Here is a 23,899-nt window from a genome sequence, read left to right on the forward strand (position 1 = left end):
TTACTCCTCCCCCTTATCTCTTAATTGTTTACCAGTAAGGGTTAAAAATACATCCTCCAGAGTGGGTTTTTCTGCACTAATAGAAAGCACACCCCCAGCTTCCCTAGCAATAGAAAGCACTCTATCAAGATTGCCAGACCCTACATGGGAGATAATTTGTATTTTCTTACCCATTTGTGTTACCTGTTTCACCCCATCAAGTTTACGAAGTCTTTCTAAAAGCTCTTCTGTGGGCTCTGCCACCTCCAGCTTGATCTTTTCTTCATGCTGAATTTTTTCCACCAATTCATCTATAGTTCCCTGAGCGATGACATGCCCTTGATCCATAATCACTACTCTAGAGGCAATGGCTTGAACCTCCTCCATATAATGCGTGGTATAAAGAATGGTTGTACCTTGACGATTTAGCTCCCCCACAGTTTCGAGAATATGGTTACGGGATTGAGGATCAATCCCTACAGTAGGTTCATCCATAATTAAAAACTTTGGTCTATGGACAAGGGCACAGGCGATGTTCAATCTCCTTTGCATACCTCCTGAAAATTTAGCAGGCAGCTTCTTACTATGCTCTGCGAGACCAACAAATTCTAGTGTTTCATCTACACGTTCCTTTAACTTATTTCCCTTTAAACCATAAATACCACCAAAAAATTGCAGATTTTCTCTGGCGGTTAAGTCCCCAAAAACAGTGATCTCCTGAGTAACTAGTCCAATTTGATGCTTGATTTCAAGCATATGGTTTTTTTGTGATTTATCAAATACATGGATTTCTCCAGAATCGACGGAAACTAAACCTGCTAAAGAATGAATCAAAGTAGTTTTTCCTGCCCCATTGGGCCCTAATAACCCTAAGATTTCTCCATCAGCAATATCAAGATCAACATGATCTAGCGCTAAATGTGTACCATATCGTTTCACTATATTTTTCATATATGCGATAGCCATAAAAGTACCTCCCTAAATAAGATTATTTTATATCATTATCTTATCAAGTAGGTTTCATACTGAGTAGTGACAAATGTAATGAATGTAATACATAAGTTTAAAGGCTGCAAATGAACAACATTCATCTACAGCCTTTGTATGTATGCAAGGTATAGCATATTAGAGAGCTTCATTTCCATAATTCACTTCAAAATAATCCCCTTCTTGCAGCTGAAGGTGCCCAGACTCATAAAGCGCTCCATCCAGGGTAAGCACCACTTTTTCAACACCAAAATTAAATCCTACTGTATTTACAATGCTTTGGATCACCAATGATTCATATCCAGCCCCCAGATTCATTTCATTGACAAAGTTACTTGATAAATCTACTATAACCAGCTCTTCCTCAGCATTATATGAAAAAGATTGCAGTGTAACATTTTCACTCAATACTGGAGATATAAACTCACTATGGGAACGTTGCAGATACTCCGTATATATGGGTTCAATTTCATCATTGGTATGAAAAAAGATGTCAAAGTCCCTATAAATCACTTGCTCACTTTCAAAGTCAGGATAATAACAACGAAGTAAATAAGTAGTGTCGGTTTCCTTTTCAATGGTTGCAAGGGCTGTAACTACCTCATGATCCTCGGTTTCAAAAACCGATAGCACCATACCTATCCCCTCAACATAATAGGTTTTTGTCTGTGTGTTTTCAGATCCTTCTGTCGTCACTTCTAATGCTTCATAGTTGCCGGAGGGAGTTTCAATAGCAACATTCATTCCTGTTATTTCCCTTGTGCGCCCATCTGGCAATGTCCAATTTGTCCCCACCTGAATAGGCTCCATCAAAAGAATTTCTCTCTCCTCAGTAATATTTGCATCCGTATAATCTGCTAGATAATAGGCTTCTTCACGACTTAAAACCAGTTCTAAAGCTCCCTCACGATACTCTAGTATCTGCACCACGGTTGTCCCAGTGGTATGCGTACGAATTTGCGCTCTCTCATTACCTATAAAGTCAAAGTAAGTCTCCCTTTCTGCAAACTCCATCCCAATTCCTTCATAAGTGAAATAAGTGTTGGCCAAAAAAGGATAAAAATCTTCAATCGTTTTTTCCAGTTCACCATTATCATCTATCGGAGGAGCTTCCGGTGGAGTTTGAGTCCGACACGCTGCAAGAAAAATTAAAACAAACAATAAGATAGCTAATTTTTTCATCTACTATCACCCTCTTTTTTAGTTTTAATATACCCATCTTAAATGTTTTATATCACTTAGAGAAGAAGATCCTGTGAAATCAACTTCTTTTGAGGGACTGAAGGAGACTGATTCAACAGAGACATTAAAGAATTTTTATATCTTGACAATTTGATCAAACAAATATAAACTATACATAGATCGTCGATGCATAGTTGAAGGAGGTATTGAGATGAAAATTGATAAAGATCTTATGAAGGGTAGTACAACAATGCTAATACTTAATTTGCTAAGTAATAGTGACATGTATGGTTATCAGATGGTAAAGGAATTAGAAAAACACTCTGATAATACTTTTACTTTAAAGGAGGGTACTATGTATCCAATTCTTCATTCATTAGAAAGTGAAGGTATGGTTGAGGCCTATTGGAATGAAGGTACTTCAGAACGCAAACGAAAGTATTACCATATTACCAGTAAGGGCAAGAAGTTGCTAAAGGAAAAGAAAAAGGAATGGGAGCTTTATAGTAAGACCGTTAATAAGGTGATGGGTGGTGTTTGCTTTGAATAAATGTATTATTGATTTTTTGGATAAGGTTTGTGGACAGATAAAATATAAAAATGTCTTAGGAAATATTTCAGAAGAATTAAAATCTCATATTTACGAACTAGCAGAGGGCTATATAGAGAGGGGAATGAGTGAGGATGAGGCAGTACAAAAATCAGTAAATCAAATGGGTGACCCTGTTGAAATAGGGAAAAAGCTCGATAAAACCTATAGGCCTAAAACTGAATGGTCAATCATATCATTACTTAGTCTTATGGTTTTAATTGGGGGAATCGCTTTGTTTTCCATTGCTAGTGATCAGGCTTCATTCATGCATCTTAGTCACTATGTGAGATCCTACTTAGTTTATACACTCATAGGCATTGGTATATGTACTGTTTGCTATTTCTTTGATTATACTAGACTTGAAAAATATTCACTGCCGATTTTCATAGGCACTATTGTTTTTTTATTTACGATTCAAAAACTTGGACACCAAGTGAATGAAGTATCCTATGCACGAATAGGGGGATTAACCTTTAATCCTGTATCCATAGCACTGCCGCTTTGGCTTCTATCCTTTGCAGGACTTGTAAGTAGATGGGCTACCGGAAGTATCAAAGGGATGTTAAAAATATTAGGATTAGCATCTTTAGCTGTACTTACATTACTAGCACAACCCTCTTTTTCAAGTGCCGTCTTGCTTAGCAGCGGACTAATCATTATTATTACAATAGCAGTTATGAACAAAGAGTTTGTTGGAAATAGAAAGAGAATTTTAATCTCCATTTATGGAGGTGCAGCTTTGGTAATGTTCTCTTTATTGTTCCGTATATTAAGGCAAGGCAGTTATATTGCAAACAGATTGTTAGTATTTTTAAACCCTAGTCTGGACCCCCATGGAAACGGGTATATTAATTTGCTTTTAAATGAGGTGTTATCTGGGGCTAAGTTCTTTGGCAAGAGTGATAATCTTTACTTAACTATTGAAGGAATAAATAGAATAGCATTACCAGAAGCAAACACAGATTTTATCTTTGCCTATATTGTAGGTGCCTTTGGCTGGGTAGTAGGTATCAGCACGATTATCGTTATAGTATTAGCTGTAATCCGTATGTTTTTAGCAACAAGAAAAATTAGGCATCAATATGGTAAATACTTAGCCTGCTCCATCATATCTGTATTTACATTACAGGCATTGGGAAATATATTAATGAATGTAGGAATGGCTCCTATATTAGGTTTCTCTTTACCCTTTATCTCCTACGGTGGCACTAATTTTGTTGCAAATATGGCTTTAATAGGGGTATTGTTGGGGGTATATCGTAGAAAAGACTTGGTTATGGCAGAACAAGGACAGTTCAATGTTTAGTACACCAAGAACCTATCACTTAAGTGCTAGGTTCAACTGTTTTAAAACTTGACTATGTTAAATGCTACTGTTGATTTTTGGTTAGATAATTACAGTAACAGCCGATGTAGGCTTTGTCATCCTGAAGGAACTGAAGGATCTTGGTTAATAGCACTGATTATAAGATCCTTCGCTACCTCCAAATTTTTCTCTACTTCCCATAACCATCTGGGTGTCCTTGATGCCATTTCCATGCACTAGCTATAATTTCTTCTAGAGAAGCATGTTTAGGGTTCCATCCAAGCTCTGTTATAATCTTTTCTGAAGATGCAATCAAAATTGCCGGATCTCCTGGACGGCGACCTGCCACTTCTGCTGGGATTGCGTGTCCTGTAACCTTCCTTGCAACTTCTATCACTCCTTTTACGCTAAAGCCTTCCCCATTTCCAAGGTTATAAGTAGCGCTCCTATCTCCCTTTCGCAGTTTATCTACAGCTAGAATATGGGCATCTGCTAAATCCATAACATGTATATAATCTCTGATACAACTACCATCCTTTGTTGGATAATCTTCTCCATAAATCATAATCTTTTCCCTCTTACCCAATGCTACCTGCAATATAATAGGAATCAAATGGGTTTCTGGGCTATGATCTTCTCCAATCTTACCACTTTTATGGGCTCCTGCAACATTAAAATATCTTAGGACTATATAGTTAATACCATAAGCCACTTCCCCCCATTTTAAGATTTTTTCAACAGCTAATTTTGTCTCTCCGTAAGGATTGGTGGGAATTGTCTCTTCTTCCTCTTTTATTGGCACTCTTTTGGGTTCCCCATAGGTTGCAGCTGTAGAGGAAAATACTATTTTTTTCACATGATATTTATTCATAGCCTCTAGAAGTCTTAGGGTTCCATATACGTTATTATCATAATACTTAAAGGGTTCCTCCATACTCTCCCCCACTAGAGAAAATGCTGCAAAATGGATTACTGCTTCTATTTTATTTTCTGCAAACACTTTGTCTAAAAACTCAGTATCTCTTAAATCTCCTATATATAACTTTCCTCCTAGTACAGCTTCTTTGTGACCTTTTTCTAAATGATCTATAATAACAACTTCTTCATTTTTTTCCAAAAGAGCAGCCACTGTATGGCTTCCTATATATCCAGCTCCTCCACACACTAATATTGCCATGGTATCATCCTTTCTCTATTCACTCCCATGAGTGTATTCATTTCGACAAGTCGAAAGACTAGAAATCATCAAAAATTTTTCTATACACTATTATAACCCTATCATAAAAAATCACAAGTGCTTTTCCTTTGCTGAAGACAGCAAATGCCACTTTTAGTAAATATACCCTTAGCGTTAAGTTAAACTATAATTTCCCATACTGAGGGAAGCAAAGAGGGGTCGAAGGATCTTAGCATTAGCAAAATAACATTTGGAGAGAATTTTGGTAATAACTGTATTAGGTTACCGCCTATGATAAATATATAAGATAAAAAAACATCTTCTATTGTAACATTGCAATAAAAGATGTTTTTTTATCTTTTTTAACGAATAAAGTTCATAAAAGATTTTTTTTCTATTTCTGGCGCTTGAATAGATTCCTTTCCATGTTCAACTAACTTTAAAAGCCACGCCATATTTTTCCCTAGGATTCTCATAATTTGTACCCCTTCTTCATCCTGTAATGCCTCTCCTGGTCTAGTACCGTGAATAACATTCCAATAGTTTGAAGTGGGGATCAACATTTCTGAATAATTGATATAGTTGTTTAGTTGATCAAAGGTTGGGAGACCACCAGAACGTCTTACAGCAACAACAGATGCTCCCACCTTATGTCTTAGCATTCCTTTATTACCACTTGTAACATAAAAAGCCCTGTCTAAAAAAGACTTCATGGTTGCTGCTAATGATGAATAGTGAACAGGTGAACCTAAAATGATACCTTCTGCCTCCTTCATCTTTTGAATCCATGTATTCACCTCATCCCCTGGAAGAACACATTTTTCGTCTCTGTTCCTCATACATTGATTACAGGCCATACATCCTCTTATTTCCTTACCGCCAACATGAATTATTTCTACTTCTATGCCTTCTTTTTCTAGTTCATCCGTTACTATTTTTATAGCATGGTAAGTATTTCCTTCCTTATTAGGACTTCCATTAAAAGCTACTACCTTCATTTTTTTCCCTCCTATAGCTTCTTCCCTCTTTTAGTTTAGAGTATATAACATATTTACCCAATAGACAAGTATATAGACATGTGAACCAAAAACAAAATGAACTCGTTTCAACAAGCTGAAACATCGGTGAATCAGAGTCTACTACACCTTACTTAAAAGTCCCGCCTACGCTGACACTTTATTTTTTTCTCAGTTTTTTCTTCTTATAGATCCATTTTGGTAAATAAGAAATTATGACAAGTACCACAGCAGCAACCCCCATATAAATTGCAGTTTTCTTCGCATCTCCCTGCCCCTTGCCTACTGTGTTGACAGCAATGATCCATGCTGCTGTTCCAGGGATAATACAAAGTAGAGATACAATAGCATAAGTTGTAAAAGAAATTGCTGTCAGCCCATAAGCATAGTTTTGCAGCCAATGAGGTATGATTGGTATCATACGGGTCAAAACCAAAATACGCCATCCCTCCTGTTTGACACCCTCATCAATTTCATGGAAAGCCTTACTTTTTTTTAATCGTCTTTCAAGCCTCTCTCTCCCTATGTACCTTGCCACCATAAATGCTATAGAGGCACCTAGTAAATCCCCTACAGAAGCATATATAATCCCTGGAACAGTCCCATAGGTAATTCCCCCTAAAAGTGCAAAGGGTAGACTGGGTAAGAGCAACATCGTTCCCAAAGTAAAAGTTAAGAGATAAAGAAGTACACCTAAAAAACCTAAGCGCCGGATTCTACCTGTAAATCTTCTAAAATATTCGATGGATATGACTTCCCATATTTTGTATTTCCATAGCATCCACACTATTAGGCCTATTACTACTACAGCAAATAGAAGAAGAATCTTTTTATTTAACTGCCTTTTTCCCATCACTTATCTCCAACTCTCATTTTAAAAATATCTGAATATCACCAACATACTTTTCTTTTTCTTTTATAATCTCTGTTAATGCATTATAGGCATGTGAGTCCATGTCTTTCAACCTCCGCACCAGCAGCCCTTGTATGCTAATAGTCAAAGCAAGTTTTTCTTTTTCAAGATTGAAAAAGAATCTTAGCAAATCTTTTACATCCACAATATTTTCAGGGTATGAATAGATAAATTTAGAAATTAGATTTGACACTTTATCATAAATATCGAAATCTATTTCCTCTAGATTTTTTTTTGCTGCCTGCTCTCTTAACTTCTTATAAATTACTATATGTTTATTTTGTTCTTTTTCAAAAACCCTTAAAACTAGTTTTGTCTTTACATCTATACTGTCTTTAGCCCCTATGGCTGCGTACATATTATGACCATTTTCTTCTACTTTAATCAATTTATCCAGTACATCAATAATCGTATATCCCATTCAACTTCTCCCTCACGTTTTACATAGGTTAAAATTCATATTTATATATATCTATAAATTCCCTCAAACATTCCTTAGAATAATTTTCTCATAGATTTACTAAATGTATAGTAATTTTTCAAAATACATGTCATTTAAAATATTTTAATGAGAACTACACTTTAGAGACTATATGTAAAAAATCGCTTATATAGTAAAAGAGACTATGTGATTTTTTACCCATAATCTCTTTTACTTATAATCTTTTCTTAATAATTATTTTAATATATATTTAAGTTGCAATAAAACTTTTACAACTCAGTGTGAGATAGCGGATGTAACATATTTATTACAACTTACATAAAAGCATAATAATTTTTTTATTTCTGTTGATATTATTCTATTACTATAACAGCACCATTTTCGTTATCCATCCAATTATAGAGGAATTCCGCATGGCTGGTGAAGTTACGGACACACATATTGGAGCGTGGGGATGTACCTATGGTATGAAGATATTCTATAAGCCCCGGGTCTATCTTCTCACCATCTTCTTCCTCATATGCCACTGGAACACCATGAATATAAGCTCCACCAGTAAACCTTATAGCAAAGGGGGCATAACCCGCAATTTCCTGTGTACCACTTTGCAAATACTCAAATCGTTCCCTTTTTGCAATAGCCTTATAGCTGCCGAGGGTAGTCTCAAAAGAGAAATCTCCTGGAATTCCCGTAGTAGCTAAAGTATATGAAATAAGGTTTAGACCGTTTTCATCAACTTCAAAAGAAGCTTGATTTTGCTGATCTCTATCTACCACAATCACATGATTCAACTGACTTAGTGTGACATCTGGATCGATATATTGTTTAGGAACATAGTAATTTCCATCAAAAGTAGGAGCATGAATATGATAGAAATCCTCTGTTTCATCTAGAATTCGTACCAACATTCCATCTGGGATATATCGAAATTCAGCCTCCACATTTGCCTCTTCATATGCAGGGGCACTGTGATAAACTCTATACCCATGCTCATCTACTGCAGCATCCCCCTCTTGAGGAGGTGTGCCATTCTCATTCTTATAATTACTGATAAAGTGTAGTTCTCCTTCAGCGATTTGCTGTCTTAGCTGGTTTACAGCCTCCTCCATTTTATCAAATTGGAAGGTCCTAGGGGTACCAGTTGTTGAGTGAAGGTAGCCCTCAGCTACTTGATTATCATTTTCTAATGCCACCCTGTACCATATGTTTGAGCCCTCTATCTCTTCTCCTTCAGCCCGCTGAAGCAGTGACACCTTATCTAGACTCTCTACCTGAGCAATGACTGCCGCTTCAGGTAGAGGACTTTCTCTGACTTCGGCTCCATCCTCTGTTGTTATGAGAAAATAGTCAAAAGAGAGATTATACGCAAGATACTGAACCGCATCAGTGATTGTTTCTGGTAAGAAGGTATCATATTGATGAAGTACAGTATTGGTACTCTTTTCTCCTATATTTTCTAGCACCTGTTCCTTCTGTTCTTGACTAAGACTAGATATCCCGCTTTCTTCTCCATCATGTGTGTTTTCAGTAATTCTTAAATCATCTTCAAGATCAAAACCATTTATATTCTCCTCTATGTTTTCTCGGTCAGTTTTGGCTAGCTTGTCTTCTCTAGGTGCTTCAGATGAGGGTGCTGGTTGTTGCTGCTGTTGCTGTTGCTGTGGAGTGGGTGTTTCGTTGGGAGGTACACTTCTCCGATAAGTACAACTTGATGCCGTAGCCATAATCACTACCATTAATATTAGCATAATTTTTTTATACATAAGCATCCCCTATCTAATACTTTATTTGATATTCATTATATATTTTTCTCAAAGGATATCAGTATTATGCATAAAGTAAAAGTAGGTATTGGAGAAGAAATTTTATACTAAAAACACCTAGCTAAGTGCTAGGTGGGAGAGTGGCAAAATAATCTCATCTAGTCTGATTCTAGTAAAGTTAGTGGAACATAATATTTAGCATATCGATGCCCTTTTTTATCTATAAACCCTCCCGCTTTATCCTTAACCATTACTGTAGCCCGCTTGTTGATCCCATAAATAATACCTTTTACCTTTTTCCCTTGAAGCATAAAGGATGCCTTATCTCCAACGTTCAAACCTAGTTTTTTGCTTGCTATTTCTTTATAAGTTGCTAGCTGATGATAACTCTCAGTATGTCCAAATAAGTTATTAGCGATTACTTTGAACTGTTGTCCTTTGCAGCTTGATTTCTTAAAGTAGATATATTCTATAGCATGACAAATTTCATGCTCAAAAACCAGTTGCAAAGCTTCTAGACTATTTCTAGTATTTATACCACAAACTTTTTTGTTACCTTCTAGAAGATCATATTGCAAAAAGAAATCAACACCAATGCGAATTTCAATTTTTTCTTCTTCCTGCTTCATCTTATGTACGTTCCTAAAATAAAGAATACGACCTGCACTTTTAGTCATTCGTTTGGATAAAGAAAATATAAATGCACCTTGAAAAGTTTTTTCCAGCTCACCTTCTAAAAAAATGCTATCATAGAGATTGAATAATAGTTCTAAATCGGTATTTGCTATTTCCTTAATCCTGCCACTGTTTATATTGGGTGATTTTTTTATAAACAATTCATATACAGTGGTACGCTTTTCTTTAATTATTTTTTCATTTAGCTTTTGCTGCATAAGTGAGAGCATTTTATGTCCTCCAACGATCCGTCTAGTTATGATCAGTTAATGGAATACCAAACCTAGATTAAAACAAAAAAAATCCTCTTTTGCGTATTGGTTTCCTATAAACCTTATTATACCAAATAAAAGAGAATTTTTCTTTCTCTATTTTGTCGTTATCTGTTATTTTTTTACATTTGTTTCGAAATAATTTGATTGAATAATTTGAAAAAAAGCCATTGAATTTTATATTTTTCCATGGTATAATCTTTCACAAGCAAGAAAAGAGGTGGTGTCATGACCAAAGGCCAAGCTGAGGCTAAAATAAGCGAGGCTATCAGTAGGTTCGAAATAGAATTTATGGGGAGAGGACCAAAGCAAATAAAGACCCTCATTATTCAAGATTTAATTATCATTAGACTCCAGGGCTTCCTAAGTCAATCTGAACACAAATTGGCAGAGAGCAGTCAAGGAGTTGAGTTGATAAAAAAGATGAGAACAACTCTTTTTGAAAGTGGAAGGTGCTATTTAGAGACCCTCATTAGAAAAGTTATAGACATAAATATTATAAGTGTGCACTCTGATGTTAGCACCAAAACTGGTGAAAAGATCATAGTAATAACGTTGGAAGATAATTTGGAAAAAAGATTTTAAGGGTATGAAGTACATAAATGAGGAAGACCAAGCGAAGGGTTTTAAAAAAACCAGACGTAGTGTAATCCAATAATTATTAACTTTTTATAAGGTGATAATTATTGGATTTTTTTGTGTCATTTGATTTAAAAAATAAATTATAAGGAAAGTTGAGATGAGGATCATGGAAAATTTAGTTAAGCAAAGTAACCATCCATCAAAACAAAGATGGCTTTATGTATTTTTAGGAATTATAGTCATGATGTGCTTAGGTACTGTCTATTCTTGGAGTGTTTTTAGAATTCCAATCGAAGAATTTTTTAATATAGGGTCTACCCAAAGCGGTCTTCCCTATGCGGTTTCTTTAGTATTCTATGCCTTTTTTATGTTCATCACAGGTAAATATTTAGATAGATATAGCCCTAGATTGGTAATTTTCATAGGTGGACTTCTTGTAGGACTAGGTTGGCTTTTATCGGGATATGCTGAAAATATCTATGTTTTAACCATAACCTATGGCGTTATCATTGGTGCAGGGGTGGGAATCATTTATGGTGCTCCCATGACGGTAGTAGCTAAATGGTTCCCAGAAAAAAAAGGTCTTATTGTAGGTTTTGTGCTGGCAGGGTTTGGTTTATCACCATTTGTCACAGCCCCGGCCGCAAGTTATTTAATAGAGAATTATGGGCTTATGCCCTCTTTTAAAATGCTAGGGATATCCTTTGGTGTCATCATCTCATTGCTTTCCTATCCATTTAAATATCCTTTAGCTTCTGAGGATCAGCCAGTAAAAGCAACATCTACTGCTGTAGTAGATGTAAATAACATAAATACCGCAGAAATGATGAAGGCTGAAAGCTTTAGGAGTTTATATTTTAACTTTATTATAGGCACAATGATTGGGCTCATGTTGATAGGAATGACCGGCAATGTAGGAATTGAACTAGTAGGGTTATCCCCTAATACCATGGCTTTACTAATGGCACTATTTGCAGTTTTCAACGGAATAGGCAGACCTATATTTGGGTGGCTTACTGATAAGTTGTCTCATAAAAAGGCCATGTTGCTTTCTTATGTACTGATCATGATTGCTGCATCACTCATGTTAATGGCTAATAAAGGCAGCTTGGTCTTATATACTATTGCTTTTTCAATATTTTGGTTTAATCTTGGGGGCTGGCTAGCTATTGCTCCTGCTTCAACCCTTTCTCTCTACGGAACGAAACACTACAGTCAAAACTATGGGGTTGTTTTTACCGCCTATGGCATAGGAGCCATTACTGGAGTGTTTGGTTCAGGATTATTGAAGGATGTACTTCAGAGTTATCATTCTATCTTTTATTTTGTAATCCTTTTATGTGTTGTAGGTATACTTTCATCACAAAAATTTGCTTTATCCCACTACAGAAGTCAAGCAGTAGACAAGTAAAGAAACTTATGAAGTTCACGCCTTCAGCTAGAGCTGAAGATCGGGAAATCAGGTGGAGAGTCTATTCCATTTGATTGAGAATCTCACCTAAGCTAATGGTTAAAAGTGGGGGTGATATCAGTCATGTACAGTAATAATCACATCAAGCACCTTGTAGGTTGTTTGTTTTGATAGAATCAGTATTCCTAGAGTGCAGATAGCTGTTACAAACTAGGATGAAATTGAAAGGGGGTTCCAAAAGGAGAGAAAATTTTTGTTTAATATCGCTTTATTTAATTGATCTGTACAAAACAATAGGGGGAGTTATATATGTCTATTAATTTATACCGGGTTCAGGCGGGGCCAGAAGGATATCTTCCACCGGCAGCCGCCTGTATGGGGGTAGAACTACCAGAAAAAGGAGAGGCCTTAGTAGAAGGTACTGTAGTTTTTGAAGAGGAGGCAATGGAAAAAATAGCAGAAAAAATTTTAGCAGCTAAAAATCCTGTTTTTTTCCCCGGACCTCTTATTCTGTGGGCCTGGAAGGAAGGGGTAATTGAAAAAGCCGAAGCAGTGAAGGAATTAGCAGAGACGGCAGGAGCCAGAATTATTCCTATGCCTGACTACCGCCCTAAATACCCTATGATAGATCCTGAAGTAGAAATCAATCCTAATCATCCGAACTTAACTATTTGGCACAATAAAATAGATCTCTGTGTTTTTGTGGGAGTTCATTGTCATTATGCTAATTTAGCTTTAAAGATCATAAGAGGAGGAACTGATTGCTATACAGTTGCTTTATGTGGGGAAATGGGCCACGAGGATGCTATGATCTCTTTGAGAGATGTAAACATCTCAACAATAAAAAAACTTACTGAAATGATCAAAGTAGCTAAGGGGGGACTTAAGTGAAAAGCCAGAGAATTGTCGAACCTGAATACCTATTTTTCAATGCAGATAGAGAGAAAAAATTTATTACTGGTAGTGAGGCTGTAAAGGAAGCTATCAAGAGGGCTAATGTGGATATGGCTGTTTCTTATCCCATCACCCCCCAATCAGAAAGCATGCACTTAGTAGGAGATATTTATGCTGAGGGATACCTTAAAGATTATTTCCGTGGTGAAAACGAGTTTGCTGTAATGTCATCAGTGGCAGGTGCCGCTATGGGAGGCGTACGGGTTTTCACTGCTACAGGGGGACCAGGTACACTTCGAGCCTTCGAGATATTTCCAACATGGGCTGGTGCTAGACTTCCTGTGGTCTGTGCTTTTCTTACCAGAGGTGTGAATTCTCCCCTTACTATCCAGCCGGATACTATTGAAATGTCCTTCCTTTTGGATACAGGAATAATCATGTTGCACGCTGAAACAGCACAGGATCTTTATGATATGATTCTAAAAGCCTTTATTATTGCAGAAAAAACTGATGTACATATTCCAGTAGGGGTTTTTGCTGATGGTTTCTTTGTAACCCATACAAGAGACAGTGTAGAAATAGCACCTGAGGATATTCAACTTCCTCCTTATGATGCCTATAGTGCGCCAGTCCCAGTGATGGATATGGAAAATGTTCCAGTAAGACAAATGCGTGATCCCTTTGTAATGAAAAGTAATTTTATCAGCTATGCCGCTCATGCTTCTTGGCAACAGGAAACAATGGCAGCAATGGAAAGATCTCGAAGATATATTCACAGCTATTTAGGTGGACTGATAGAAGCTGAAAATGAAGAAGCTGATATCCTCATTGTTACTTCTGGAACTGCTGTCTCCCAGAGTCGGGAAGCTATCGCTGCCGCCCGTGAAGAAGGTCTAGATGTTGGTTTAATAAAAATAAAAAGCATCCGTCCCTTCCCTGCTGAAGAAATAAAACAATTAACACAAAATGCAAAGGCTATTATCATTCCCGAATTTAATCGAGTTGGATGGCTATCTAGAGAAATCAAATCAGTGGTGGCTGATTCTGCTAAAGTATACGGTGCTCCTAGAGTATTCGGTGGAATGACTATGCCTATCGAACTAATTCTCGAAGAAATTAGGAGGTATTCAGCATGAATAAAGATTTAATAAAGATTTCTCCCTGTTTTGAAGATATTATGCCTCAAGAATATAAGGAGCTGGTTGAAGAAGGTCCCTTTGGTCAAGGTGTTGGTGTTTCTGATTTGGGGGCTTTCAAAGAATTGATAGAAGAACATCCACTTTGTGCAGGGTGTGGACTAGCACTTTCTCTGCGACTGATTCTAGCCTCACTGCCTAATCCTGAGGACACTATTATAGTAGGCTCCACTGGGTGCAGTGCATTAGCATTTTCACAGGTAGCAGTACACAATATCCATTCACTATTTGGTAATCAAAATGCCGTGGCTTCTGGCTTAAAGCGAGCATTAAAACTTAGATTTCCTGATAAAGTAAAGGATGTAGTGGTCATAGCCGGCGATGGAGCAACAGCTGATATCGGCTTAGACATGGTAATGCACTCTTGGTTCCGTAAAGAAAACATAACGACAATTATGCTGGACAACGAAGCCTATGCCAACACAGGGGGACAGGAGAGTGGTATGTCTGTGGAAGGTGCAGTTCTGAACATGGCTCCTAAAGGGAAAGTTTTTCCTAAAATAGCTTTAACGGAGATTGCACAAAAATCTGGCTGTGCATATGTAGCCACTTGCTCCCCTGCCAAACCTAAACTATTTGAAAAAATGGTGCGGCGAGCCATCCTAGCAGCTAGAGAAACAGGGCCTAGTTATATGCAAATCTTCTGCCCCTGCCCTACTAATTATAAACTTAAATCTCACGATGTTTTAGAAACAATCAAAGCTAGAGAAAAAGATGGAACTTATGTCACCAGTGAATATTTATCGCCTGAGGTAGAGGAACTGTTAAAACGGCTGGAGGAGGAACAGAGTCATGAGTAATAAAATTTCTATCAGAATGTCTGGTTTAGGGGGTCAAGGGGTAGTTACTGCTGCCCATATCCTTGGTTCAGCCGCCACCCAAGATGGCAAAAACAGTACAGTTAACCCGTTTTTTGGTGCTGAAAAAAGATTGGCTCCAGCTGAAAGTTATGTGCGAATATCCTCAGAGCAAATTAATGAGCGGGGAGAAATTCTTTCACCAAATATCATCATGATTTTTCATCCCCATGTAATCACCATGGGTAAATCTTATACCATGCCCTTCTTTGATGGTCTCCAGCCGGGGGGAACTGTGTTGATTAATTCAGATACTCCTTTGAGGTTTAGTCAGGAGGAACAGGAAAAACTGACACAATTAAATGCTAACATCTTTTTTGTTTCTGCCACGCAAATCGCTACTGACATAGGCGGAACTGAGCTGTCTACCAATATGGCCATGTTAGGAGGATTAATGGGTATTGTTGACTTGGTTACTTATGAATCCCTTAGCATAGCTATTCAAGAGAGATTTGGAGGTAGTAACTTTGTAGCTTCTGGAACTACCGCAGCACTTGATGACGTATTGAAGAGTAAATACACAAAAACCGCTCAATTAGTAGAAAAAAACATGAAGGTAATGGAAAGCGCCGCTGCTGCTGTTAAGAAATACGCCTTTAAAAACAGTCTAGATGGAGAAGGGGAAGATAATCATGTATGTTTCAGCTAAGGTAGATAAGGAAAAATGCACTGGGTGCAAGCTATGCATATTTGCCTGCCCCGAACCAAATGTATTTGTCTATACCAAAGAAGATAAAAAAGTTAAAGTAAATGAGAGCCGCTGCAAAGGCTGTGGCCTGTGTGTGACTGTTTGTCGTAAAGAAGCTTTAGAAATCGGCTCTTAAAAACTCACTTGTCTTGGTGCTATCCTCATAAAAATATGCCTCTCTGATTTAGAATGATTTGTTAATTCTAAATCAGAGAGGCGTTTGTTTCTTTGCTTAAGTACATATTTTTTTCTGATATATTCCAAAGAATCAAGTCTTTTTCTATAGCTTCCTCCTCTTAAGAGAAATACGCTGTAAATGGTGTATCAAAAACTTATATTCTATTTTATCGGGTATTTCTACATTCATACCATAATAAATAGCTTGATAATCTCTATTTAACTGTGTGAATAGTTCAGATAAGTCATAACTCTTCCCCTCATGACAAAAGTTTTTTTCTTTTTCAGGGATAGCCTTTGATACTTTTTTCATATACTCCTGAGAGGTTTCTGACTTAGCCTTAGAAAGACCATTTTTTTCTCCCCATCTTAGCACTTGATGATATCGCCAATAGATAGGGTGATGGTAAAAGTAAGGAAAGTACATACACCATTTTAATTTCAAGTGCTTTAAATACGCTTTTATGTTTCTCTTAAAGTTTATCCACCATGATTCTTTGATAATCATCATCTGTCTTGGCTTCATGGCTTTTGGAAGTTGTCGATTGATAAGTGCCCTTGTAAAAAACCAAATAGCAGCTACCGCTAATAGAAGGATGGCCCCTCCTATCATCCACATATATGGTAAAGACACCAGCGGCTCTTCTATAACCTCCGATGGTATTATAGTTTGTTGGGGGGGTGGAGTAGGTATTGTTTCCGTTTCTGAATCAGGGAAAAGACTAAAGAACCAGTTTAAAAAACTGCTAATCTTTAAGGCTATCCATTTTCCTCTTTCCCACACACCTGCTGCCAAAGTATATAGACCTCTGTTTACTGAAGGTAATAATAAGATCAATGAAAAAAGTGGAATACAGATTAACAAAAATCCCACCACACCTGCAAACCATCCTGATTCTCCTACCTTCATTACTTTAACTTTTCCACTACCTTCACCATCTTCAAGGCTTTGTAATGTTAAAATCATCCCTATTAGGCTTCCCCCGATTGCCACTATAAAAAAAAGATGAAAGGTATTATCACGCCAATTGTTTCCAGTAAATACCAGGGCAAAAACAATATAATAAATGATATTTCCTTCAAAACGCCGCAGCATTTCTAAACGTGTAGGTTGTTTTTGAGTCAATCTGGCACTCCGAGCAAAAATAAGGGTAAGCCCTATGCTGACCGCTAGTCCAAATCCCCATGAACCCTCTGGAACTACGGTTTTCCAGTTTTGTACAATCATAAACCCTATAGCCAGAATGTTCCCTAAAAATAAAAACACATGATTTCTGCTCTTTGCCACTAACCTATTAAAAACATATCCCGTTATGCCAGCCACTATAAACCATCTCAAATCAAAAAAGGCAGCTTGTCTCCATTCAACACTGGTAAATAGCACAATTGCATAATAGATCCATATAATTTCACTAAACATCATGATGAAGGATTTACACATGTTTTTAAGATGATGCATATCAGCACTCCCTTCTTGATAAGCCTAGGATGAAAGAAATCTGTTTATGGACTTTGCTACTGTGGCTAATTTTTTAGCATATTCCGTTTCATTTCTATAATAAAAACATACTTCCGTCAGCTTATTTTTGTGTTGTTGATACCACATATAATGCCCTTCAGTAATATGGTTGCAAAAAATATATAAAGGTGCATATAGCTGTCCTCTATGCAGCATTTCGTCTAATGCCCTCATCTTCTCAACACCTACTGTCTGGGTAATTTCAGCTAACTGATCTAAATGAGGGGTTAAATTTGTGCTGGGTAGGATGCTAGGCATCTTTTCTCTATCATTATTAAGGGCATTGCTAACAAAACCAATACTGATTCCTTGTTCCCTATACTTTACAGCGATAGAAGCTATAATAGAGAGAAATTCTTCAAAGGCTTCCCTTTTGTTGGATACATAAGTTTTCAACTCAGTAGGATTTTCGTATGCACTCTCATTAATAACAAAACCTTGAACATCAATATACATCATCAGTTGTTCCATAACAACTGGCTGATAAACATTGGCTTGAAGTTTTCCAGTTCTTGAACTAGCCCTCCAATTAAGTCTTCTCAGTTCATCTCCAGCTTGATATTCCCTAATACCCATGACCAAAAGCGGATCTTCAATAAATCCCCCCTGTTTTCCTTTTACCCCCCATTGTATAGAGGCAGAAAAATTGGGTACATGGACAGCTACTCGTTTGGGATATACATATAGCCTATTATCTAACGAAAATAATTCTTCTGTTTCAGCAAAACGAAATCCATCACCTGAGCGCAATATAACTTCTCCAATGTTATAAACACCTCTTTTAAGCCCTCTACCCTTCAGCGTGCATTTCACTTGTTGAAACCATAGTAACCACAAAAACCGGATGGTATGTGTATCATCTTCCTTATCACCTAAACGAATCCCTTCATCTTTAGGAAAGCTCCATTCCAGCCATATTAAAGGCAACCATTTATCATTGTAAATAGAGGCATGTATTAAAAATTCTTCATCAACAAACAACCTAGTTTTTGAAAGCTGCAAAGTAGGCTTTATATGCATCAGTGACATTTTCTTCCATATAGTAATGATGCTAGATAAAAGTAGCAAAAAAGTGCTGACAATAACTAGTGGAATAAACCTGTACCCTATAGCTATTAACAAAAGGACTACCAGTATCCACATTAAATAGGGCTCAAACAATGTGCTGGTTTCTAAGGTTTTAGGTTGCTCTTCTTTGCTCATAGACGTACTACCTTTTCCTCCACTAAGCTAACTTTTTCCATAATCTCCTCTAGAATATCCTCCGATTGAATATCATTCATATGTGCTTCTGTTTTTAAAATCAAGCGGTGATTCCACACAGGTTTCAGCATTTCTTTTACATCTTCTGGAATAACATAGTTGCGGCCATTCAATAATGCCCACGCTTTCACTGTTTTATATAGAGCTTTACTGGCTCTGGGGCTTACTCCGATGGAAATAAGAGGATGAGTTCGAGTTGTATTGGCTAGCGCTGCAATATATTCTCGTATAGAAGCATGGGTATAGATTTCTTTACATTGCTTTTGCAGCTCTTGAATACTCTGGGGATTAAACCTACTATTTATTTCTTCATAAGGAATCTCATCCCCCACCCATTCAAGCATTTGCTCTTCTTCCTTTTGGGTTGGATATCCTAGCTTTAATTTCATTAAAAATCTATCCAACTGAGCTTCTGGAAGAGCAAATGTTCCTTCCATTTCTATTGGGTTTTGTGTGGCTAGTACCATAAAGGGACTAGACAAAATATGGGTTTTTCCCTCAATAGAAACTTGTCTTTCCTCCATACACTCTAGTAAACTTGATTGAGTCCGAGGCAACGCTCGATTGATTTCATCCACCAGTAATATATTTGTAAAAACAGGCCCCTTTCTTAAGTAGAATTCGTTGGTTTTAGGATTAAATATAGAACCTCCTAAAATATCTGAAGGAAGCAAATCAGGGGTACACTGAATCCGCGAAAACTGGCAGTCTAATCCCTTTGAAAATCCTTTAACCATGGTGGTTTTTCCAGTTCCGGGCAAGTCCTCTAATAAAACATGTCCTTGGCTTAATAATCCAGTTAATATCAGTTTTAACTCTTTCTTTCTTCCAACAATAACCTTAGACATTTCCTTCCATAATTCATCCAGTTGTTGTTTTAACCCATCTGGGATATGATTGTTGGTATTCATTGGATTTCCTCCTAACCGCATCTCTTATATATTCCAGCAAAATTCAATAATTTAAGTCTTATATGATCATAGGGTCTTATATAAGTTTGATTTCTTTAACAAAAAAGCATCTTCCTTTTTGGCAGATGCTTTTTTTTACTTTACTCCGTGCTCTTAATCTTTTTCATAGCATTTACCAAAAATCCACCTTTAAATCTTCTTGCTTCATAGGAAATAATAAATGCTCTCGGTTCGTACTCTTCTATTCGCTGTAGTAGTTCCTCTTCTCTACTCCTCTTTGTAAGAATATCTAGACGATATCGCTTGCTATCCCGACCTTCCCCTTCATATACAGTCACGCCAAAACCTTCAGCTCTTAAGTGATTAATCAGTTCCATGTTTTTTTCCATCAGGTTTACCACAAGACTATTGTACCCGATTGCAAGTTTATTCTCGATGGCCCCTCCAATCAGTATTCCAACACCAAATCCAAGAGCATACACAACCAACGCCGCTGGACCCTGTTGGCCACTAAAGACGAGGGACAAGCCAAAGACATACACTAATGATTCCATAAAGCCAAGAAAAGATGCTATTAAGGTCATATTTTTTACAAGAAATATCGTTCTAAGGGTAAAGATTGGCACATAAACCAACTGTAGTAATAGAATTAAAATAATTTCTCGCATATCGCCACTCCTTTATTCTAATTTCTATGTTCCATGATAACACACCTATGATAAAAATGCTAATCACATACATGTAGAAAACTTTTCCTATAGATGCAGGCATCTATATCCTTCTACAAAACTAAAAATTGTGAAAATATAAAATAAAATCACTTGACATTTTTCAACATTATGAATTATAATTACTCTATTAAACCAATGATGTGGAGATAACGTCGTAATAAGCACCTACAGAGAGCAGGGGATGGTGGAAACCTGCGGAGACGCTGTGCGGCAAATGGACCACTGAGGGCAAGGTGAAAGACTCATTGTAAGGTATATCTTTACAAAGTCTAGTAGCTAAGACGTAGGTTGGCGTTAACAACAGAGAATGTGTTGGCATTTTCATGAGATAAGATTATTGTACTTATTGTATAATAATTCAATTAAGGTGGCATTGCAGATAGTATCTGTCCTTAAGTTAAGGGCAGATTTTTTGTTTTGCAAGAACTTTTTCAACACAACACATCTCTCACTGGCACTATATTTTTTATAATTCTATTAAAAAAGGAGAGAAAAAGTTATGAAAAAGATTTTATCATTTTTACTTGCTATGATTATGATGTTAGGTGTATTAACTGCTTGTTCAAACAGCACAGATTCTTCTGGAACAGAAGATGCTGCTGCAACAAAGACCTTCAAAATCGGTGTTATCCAACCTATGGATCATCCTTCCTTAAATCAAATCCGAGAGACCATTATTTCAGAATTAGAGGCACTTTCCTCAAATGATGGAATTAAAATTGAAATTGATTTTAAAAATGCCAATGGAGATATAAGTTTATTGCCTTCTATTATACAAAATATGTTAGGTAGCGGTGTTGACATGCTTGTTCCAATTGGTACCAGTACTGCTCAAGCTGCTAAGGCCTCTGCCACCACTGTTCCTATTGTATTTTCTGCAGTTAGCAGTCCCATAGAAGCTGGTCTTGTTACTTCCTTTGAAGCAACAACAGAAAATATTACTGGTGTTTCAAACGCAATTGCTATTGAAGATATCTTTCAGCTAGCAAGTGAGCTCACCCCAGATGTAAAAGTGTTTGGTTTTATCTATAATAGCAGCGAAATAAACTCTGCAACCGGCATCAATAGAGCAAAGGCTTATTGTGATGAACATGGTATAGCGTATAAAGAAGCTACCATCACAGGTACTGCTGATCTACAACAGGCTGCAGCCTCCTTAGTGGGGTCAGTGGATGCCTTCTTCACACCAAATGATAACACGGTTGCTTCTGCAATGCCGACTTATCTTCAGGTTGCAATGGATGCAAATCTTCCTACTTATGTGGGAGCTGACTCTATGGTTGCTGATGGAGCTTTAGCAACAGTAGGTATCGATTATACTTTACTGGGAAAGCAGACGGTTCTCATGATTTCACGTATTCTTCAGGGTGAAACCATTGAAGAAAACCATGTTGAGCAGATTGCTGAATATGCTAAAATGATTAATATCAATACAGCCGAGAACTTAGATATCACCATCCCCGATGAATTAATGAAGGAATTTGTTATTATCGGTGAATAATACTTAATTCTTGATTCTTAGAGAGGAAGAAAAATATGACACTATTAATTGGCTCCATACAACTCGGACTATTATATGCCATAATGGCATTGGGAATTTATATAACCTTTCGTATTTTAAATGTACCGGACTTAACTGTTGATGGTAGCTTTTCCCTTGGTATGGCCTGTGCTGCGGTGATTACTGTAGCCGGCTATCCCTTCCTTGCCCTACTGGTTGCCATGATTGCTGGTGCATTGGCTGGGTTTAGCACCGGGCTTTTGCAAACCAAGTTAAGTATACACCCTATTTTATCTGGTATTTTGGTTATGACAGGATTATATACAGTAAACTTAGGGATTATGGGAGGAAGAGCAAACCTATCTGTTGTTGGTAGTGAGACCTTGTTTATGAAGGCAGAGTCTATCATCGTTTCTCAAAATGGTTTGGGAAGAACGTTTTTGGCTTTGTTGGCATGTATCGTCATCATAGGGATTCTGTCTATTGTCTTTAAAACAAGATTTGGGCTGACCATCCGAGCCACTGGAGACAATGAGGAAATGGTTCGCTCCTCCTCTATCAATGCAAATACTTCAAAGTGTGTTGGATTGGCTATGGGTAATGCCTGTGTTGCTTTATCTGGCGCTTTGATCTGTCAGTATCAAATGTTTTCTGATGTAGGCTCTGGAAGCGGTATGGTGGTCATTGGTCTAGCTTCAGTAATTATTGGAGAAACCTTGTTTGGCAGACGCTCTGTGACCTTTGGTCTGATTTCTTCAGCAGTAGGGTCTATTATCTACAGAATCATCATTGCCTTCGCTCTAAAAATCGATCTTTTCCCTTCCTATGCTTTAAAGTTAGTTTCTGCAGTTATTGTAGCGGTTGCTCTTTCCGTACCTTCTATAAAGGCTAGTATAGAACAAAGTAAAAAGAGAAGGGAGGCTACAAACCGTTTAAGTTAAGAAATGGTTTGGAACAATTATGTTAAACTTAAGGAATGTTAGCAAAACTTTTTATCCTGGAACAGCAAACGAAAAGAAAGCTTTGAACGCATTAGATCTTCATTTGGATTCAGGTGATTTTGTTACCATCATTGGTTCCAATGGCGCTGGAAAATCTACATTATTTAATACCATTGCTGGGGCTTATTATATAGATCATGGCTCCATCACTCTTGACAATAAAAACATCACAGGACTTGCCGACTATAAACGGGCATATGATATCGGAAGACTTATGCAGGACCCAATGAAGGGCACTGCCCCTTCTATGACTATCGAAGAAAACCTAGCCCTTGCCTACACAAGAAAGGCTAAAAAAAGCTTCTTTGCTCTAAATAAAAAAGATTCTTCTTATTTCAGAGAATTGTTAGCCAGCCTAGATTTAGGTTTAGAGGACCGTATGAAAACAAAGGTAGGTCATTTATCAGGAGGTCAAAGACAAGCGGTTACCCTTCTGATGTGTACCATTTCTTCACCTAAACTTTTGCTTTTAGATGAACATACCGCCGCCCTTGACCCGCTGACAGCTCAAAAGATTCTTAAAATCACTACAGATATTGTTGCTGAATCAAAAATAACCACCATGATGATTACCCACGATATACAAGCGGCCCTTTCCCTTGGTAATCGTACCATTATGATGGATGCTGGTGAGATTATTCTAGATATTAAAGGGGAAGAACGAAGAAAAATGACGGTGGAGGAACTGTTAGTCTACTATTCTAAAGAAAGAAAAAAACAGCTGGTGAATGATCGAATGTTGCTGGCTTAAGTAAGAAAAGATTTTAAATATAATTTTCTTACCATCATAAAAACACTCCCTTATTGCACTTATGATATGCTCCAATAGGGGGTGTTTTTATTCTTTTTATCCTTGTTTTTTTA

The 23,899-nt window shown here is 37.2% G+C and carries 24 protein-coding genes; 12 read left to right on the forward strand and 12 right to left on the reverse strand.

Features of this window, described 5'->3' with window-relative positions; translation table 11 throughout:
• The gene (locus CACET_RS12335; protein WP_044824764.1) at positions 1–945 is read right to left on the reverse strand and encodes an ABC transporter ATP-binding protein; all 945 of its coding nucleotides are present in this window, start codon (positions 943–945) and stop codon (positions 1–3) included.
• 159 nt (positions 946–1,104) lie between these two features.
• Positions 1,105–2,148, reverse strand: a complete 1,044-nt coding sequence (locus tag CACET_RS12340; protein ID WP_052661411.1) for a GerMN domain-containing protein — start codon at positions 2,146–2,148, stop codon at positions 1,105–1,107.
• A gap of 211 nt (positions 2,149–2,359) precedes the next feature.
• Here CACET_RS12340 and CACET_RS12345 point away from each other — a divergent pair, with 211 nt between their 5' ends.
• A complete protein-coding gene (locus CACET_RS12345; RefSeq protein WP_044824763.1) occupies positions 2,360–2,698 on the forward strand; it encodes a PadR family transcriptional regulator in 339 nt (112 codons plus the stop codon).
• Entirely contained in the window at positions 2,682–4,046 is a 1,365-nt protein-coding gene (locus CACET_RS12350) for an FtsW/RodA/SpoVE family cell cycle protein (protein ID WP_044824762.1), read from the forward strand. Before CACET_RS12345 ends, CACET_RS12350 begins: the two co-directional genes overlap by 17 nt.
• Before the next feature lie 190 nt (positions 4,047–4,236).
• On the opposite strand, the gene galE is transcribed toward CACET_RS12350, so the two are convergent.
• The 6 genes from galE to CACET_RS12380 all read right to left on the reverse strand — a co-directional run bounded on the left by galE (position 4,237) and on the right by CACET_RS12380 (position 10,262).
• Positions 4,237–5,223, reverse strand: a complete 987-nt coding sequence (gene galE / locus CACET_RS12355) for a UDP-glucose 4-epimerase GalE (RefSeq protein WP_044824761.1) — start codon at positions 5,221–5,223, stop codon at positions 4,237–4,239.
• A gap of 362 nt (positions 5,224–5,585) precedes the next feature.
• Positions 5,586–6,221 carry a flavodoxin family protein gene (locus CACET_RS12360; protein WP_044824760.1) on the reverse strand — a complete coding sequence of 212 codons (636 nt, stop codon included), beginning with the start codon at positions 6,219–6,221 and terminating at the stop codon, positions 5,586–5,588.
• A 178-nt stretch (positions 6,222–6,399) separates the two neighbouring features.
• On the reverse strand, positions 6,400–7,092 hold the full coding sequence (locus tag CACET_RS12365) for a TVP38/TMEM64 family protein (protein WP_044824759.1): 693 nt from the start codon (positions 7,090–7,092) through the stop codon (positions 6,400–6,402).
• Positions 7,093–7,108: 16 nt separating this feature from the next.
• Positions 7,109–7,573, reverse strand: a complete 465-nt coding sequence (locus CACET_RS12370; RefSeq protein WP_044824758.1) for a hypothetical protein — start codon at positions 7,571–7,573, stop codon at positions 7,109–7,111.
• Between the two features lie 374 nt (positions 7,574–7,947).
• Complete coding sequence (locus tag CACET_RS12375) at positions 7,948–9,357, reverse strand: L,D-transpeptidase (RefSeq protein WP_044824757.1); 1,410 nt, start codon at positions 9,355–9,357, stop codon at positions 7,948–7,950.
• A 158-nt stretch (positions 9,358–9,515) separates the two neighbouring features.
• Positions 9,516–10,262, reverse strand: coding sequence for a SprT-like domain-containing protein (locus tag CACET_RS12380; protein ID WP_044824756.1), 747 nt, complete (start codon positions 10,260–10,262; stop codon positions 9,516–9,518).
• Between the two features lie 270 nt (positions 10,263–10,532).
• On the opposite strand from CACET_RS12380, the gene CACET_RS12385 reads away from it, so the two are divergent.
• The 7 genes from CACET_RS12385 (at position 10,533) to CACET_RS12415 (ending at position 16,068) form a co-directional block, all read left to right on the forward strand.
• Positions 10,533–10,889, forward strand: a complete 357-nt coding sequence (locus CACET_RS12385; protein WP_044824755.1) for a Na-translocating system protein MpsC family protein — start codon at positions 10,533–10,535, stop codon at positions 10,887–10,889.
• Positions 10,890–11,052: 163 nt separating this feature from the next.
• Complete coding sequence (locus CACET_RS12390) at positions 11,053–12,297, forward strand: L-lactate MFS transporter (protein WP_044824836.1); 1,245 nt, start codon at positions 11,053–11,055, stop codon at positions 12,295–12,297.
• Positions 12,298–12,606: 309 nt separating this feature from the next.
• Positions 12,607–13,188 (forward strand): carbon monoxide dehydrogenase beta subunit family protein, encoded by a 582-nt coding sequence (locus CACET_RS12395; RefSeq protein ID WP_044824754.1) that lies wholly within the window; start codon positions 12,607–12,609, stop codon positions 13,186–13,188.
• A complete protein-coding gene (locus CACET_RS12400; RefSeq protein WP_044824753.1) occupies positions 13,185–14,327 on the forward strand; it encodes a transketolase C-terminal domain-containing protein in 1,143 nt (380 codons plus the stop codon). Before CACET_RS12395 ends, CACET_RS12400 begins: the two co-directional genes overlap by 4 nt.
• Positions 14,324–15,187 carry a thiamine pyrophosphate-dependent enzyme gene (locus CACET_RS12405; RefSeq protein WP_044824752.1) on the forward strand — a complete coding sequence of 288 codons (864 nt, stop codon included), beginning with the start codon at positions 14,324–14,326 and terminating at the stop codon, positions 15,185–15,187. Before CACET_RS12400 ends, CACET_RS12405 begins: the two co-directional genes overlap by 4 nt.
• A complete protein-coding gene (locus CACET_RS12410) occupies positions 15,180–15,893 on the forward strand; it encodes a 2-oxoacid:acceptor oxidoreductase family protein (RefSeq protein ID WP_044824751.1) in 714 nt (237 codons plus the stop codon). Before CACET_RS12405 ends, CACET_RS12410 begins: the two co-directional genes overlap by 8 nt.
• A complete protein-coding gene (locus CACET_RS12415; protein ID WP_044824750.1) occupies positions 15,877–16,068 on the forward strand; it encodes a 4Fe-4S binding protein in 192 nt (63 codons plus the stop codon). The genes CACET_RS12410 and CACET_RS12415 overlap by 17 nt, the downstream gene beginning before the upstream one ends.
• Positions 16,069–16,212: 144 nt before the next feature.
• Here CACET_RS12415 and CACET_RS12420 read toward each other — a convergent pair whose 3' ends face one another.
• The 4 genes from CACET_RS12420 to CACET_RS12435 form a co-directional block, all read right to left on the reverse strand.
• Positions 16,213–17,568 carry a hypothetical protein gene (locus CACET_RS12420; protein WP_044824749.1) on the reverse strand — a complete coding sequence of 452 codons (1,356 nt, stop codon included), beginning with the start codon at positions 17,566–17,568 and terminating at the stop codon, positions 16,213–16,215.
• 24 nt (positions 17,569–17,592) lie between these two features.
• Positions 17,593–18,831, reverse strand: a complete 1,239-nt coding sequence (locus tag CACET_RS12425) for a DUF58 domain-containing protein (protein ID WP_044824748.1) — start codon at positions 18,829–18,831, stop codon at positions 17,593–17,595.
• A complete protein-coding gene (locus CACET_RS12430) occupies positions 18,828–19,802 on the reverse strand; it encodes an AAA family ATPase (RefSeq protein ID WP_044824747.1) in 975 nt (324 codons plus the stop codon). The genes CACET_RS12425 and CACET_RS12430 overlap by 4 nt, the downstream gene beginning before the upstream one ends.
• Before the next feature lie 140 nt (positions 19,803–19,942).
• Positions 19,943–20,470, reverse strand: a complete 528-nt coding sequence (locus CACET_RS12435; RefSeq protein ID WP_044824746.1) for a DUF2179 domain-containing protein — start codon at positions 20,468–20,470, stop codon at positions 19,943–19,945.
• A 562-nt stretch (positions 20,471–21,032) separates the two neighbouring features.
• Here CACET_RS12435 and CACET_RS12440 point away from each other — a divergent pair.
• From CACET_RS12440 to CACET_RS12450, 3 genes are read left to right on the forward strand one after another with little or no spacing between them, the layout of a single operon-like run.
• Positions 21,033–22,034: an ABC transporter substrate-binding protein gene (locus CACET_RS12440; protein ID WP_044824745.1), complete on the forward strand. Its 1,002-nt coding sequence runs from the start codon at positions 21,033–21,035 to the stop codon at positions 22,032–22,034.
• A 35-nt stretch (positions 22,035–22,069) separates the two neighbouring features.
• Complete coding sequence (locus tag CACET_RS12445) at positions 22,070–22,975, forward strand: ABC transporter permease (RefSeq protein WP_044824744.1); 906 nt, start codon at positions 22,070–22,072, stop codon at positions 22,973–22,975.
• A 19-nt stretch (positions 22,976–22,994) separates the two neighbouring features.
• On the forward strand, positions 22,995–23,786 hold the full coding sequence (locus tag CACET_RS12450) for an ABC transporter ATP-binding protein (protein ID WP_044824743.1): 792 nt from the start codon (positions 22,995–22,997) through the stop codon (positions 23,784–23,786).
• The last annotated feature ends 113 nt before the right edge of the window (positions 23,787–23,899 follow it).

Source organism: Clostridium aceticum, from assembly GCF_001042715.1.
Classification (GTDB): Bacteria; Bacillota; Clostridia; order Peptostreptococcales; family Natronincolaceae; genus Andreesenella; species Andreesenella acetica.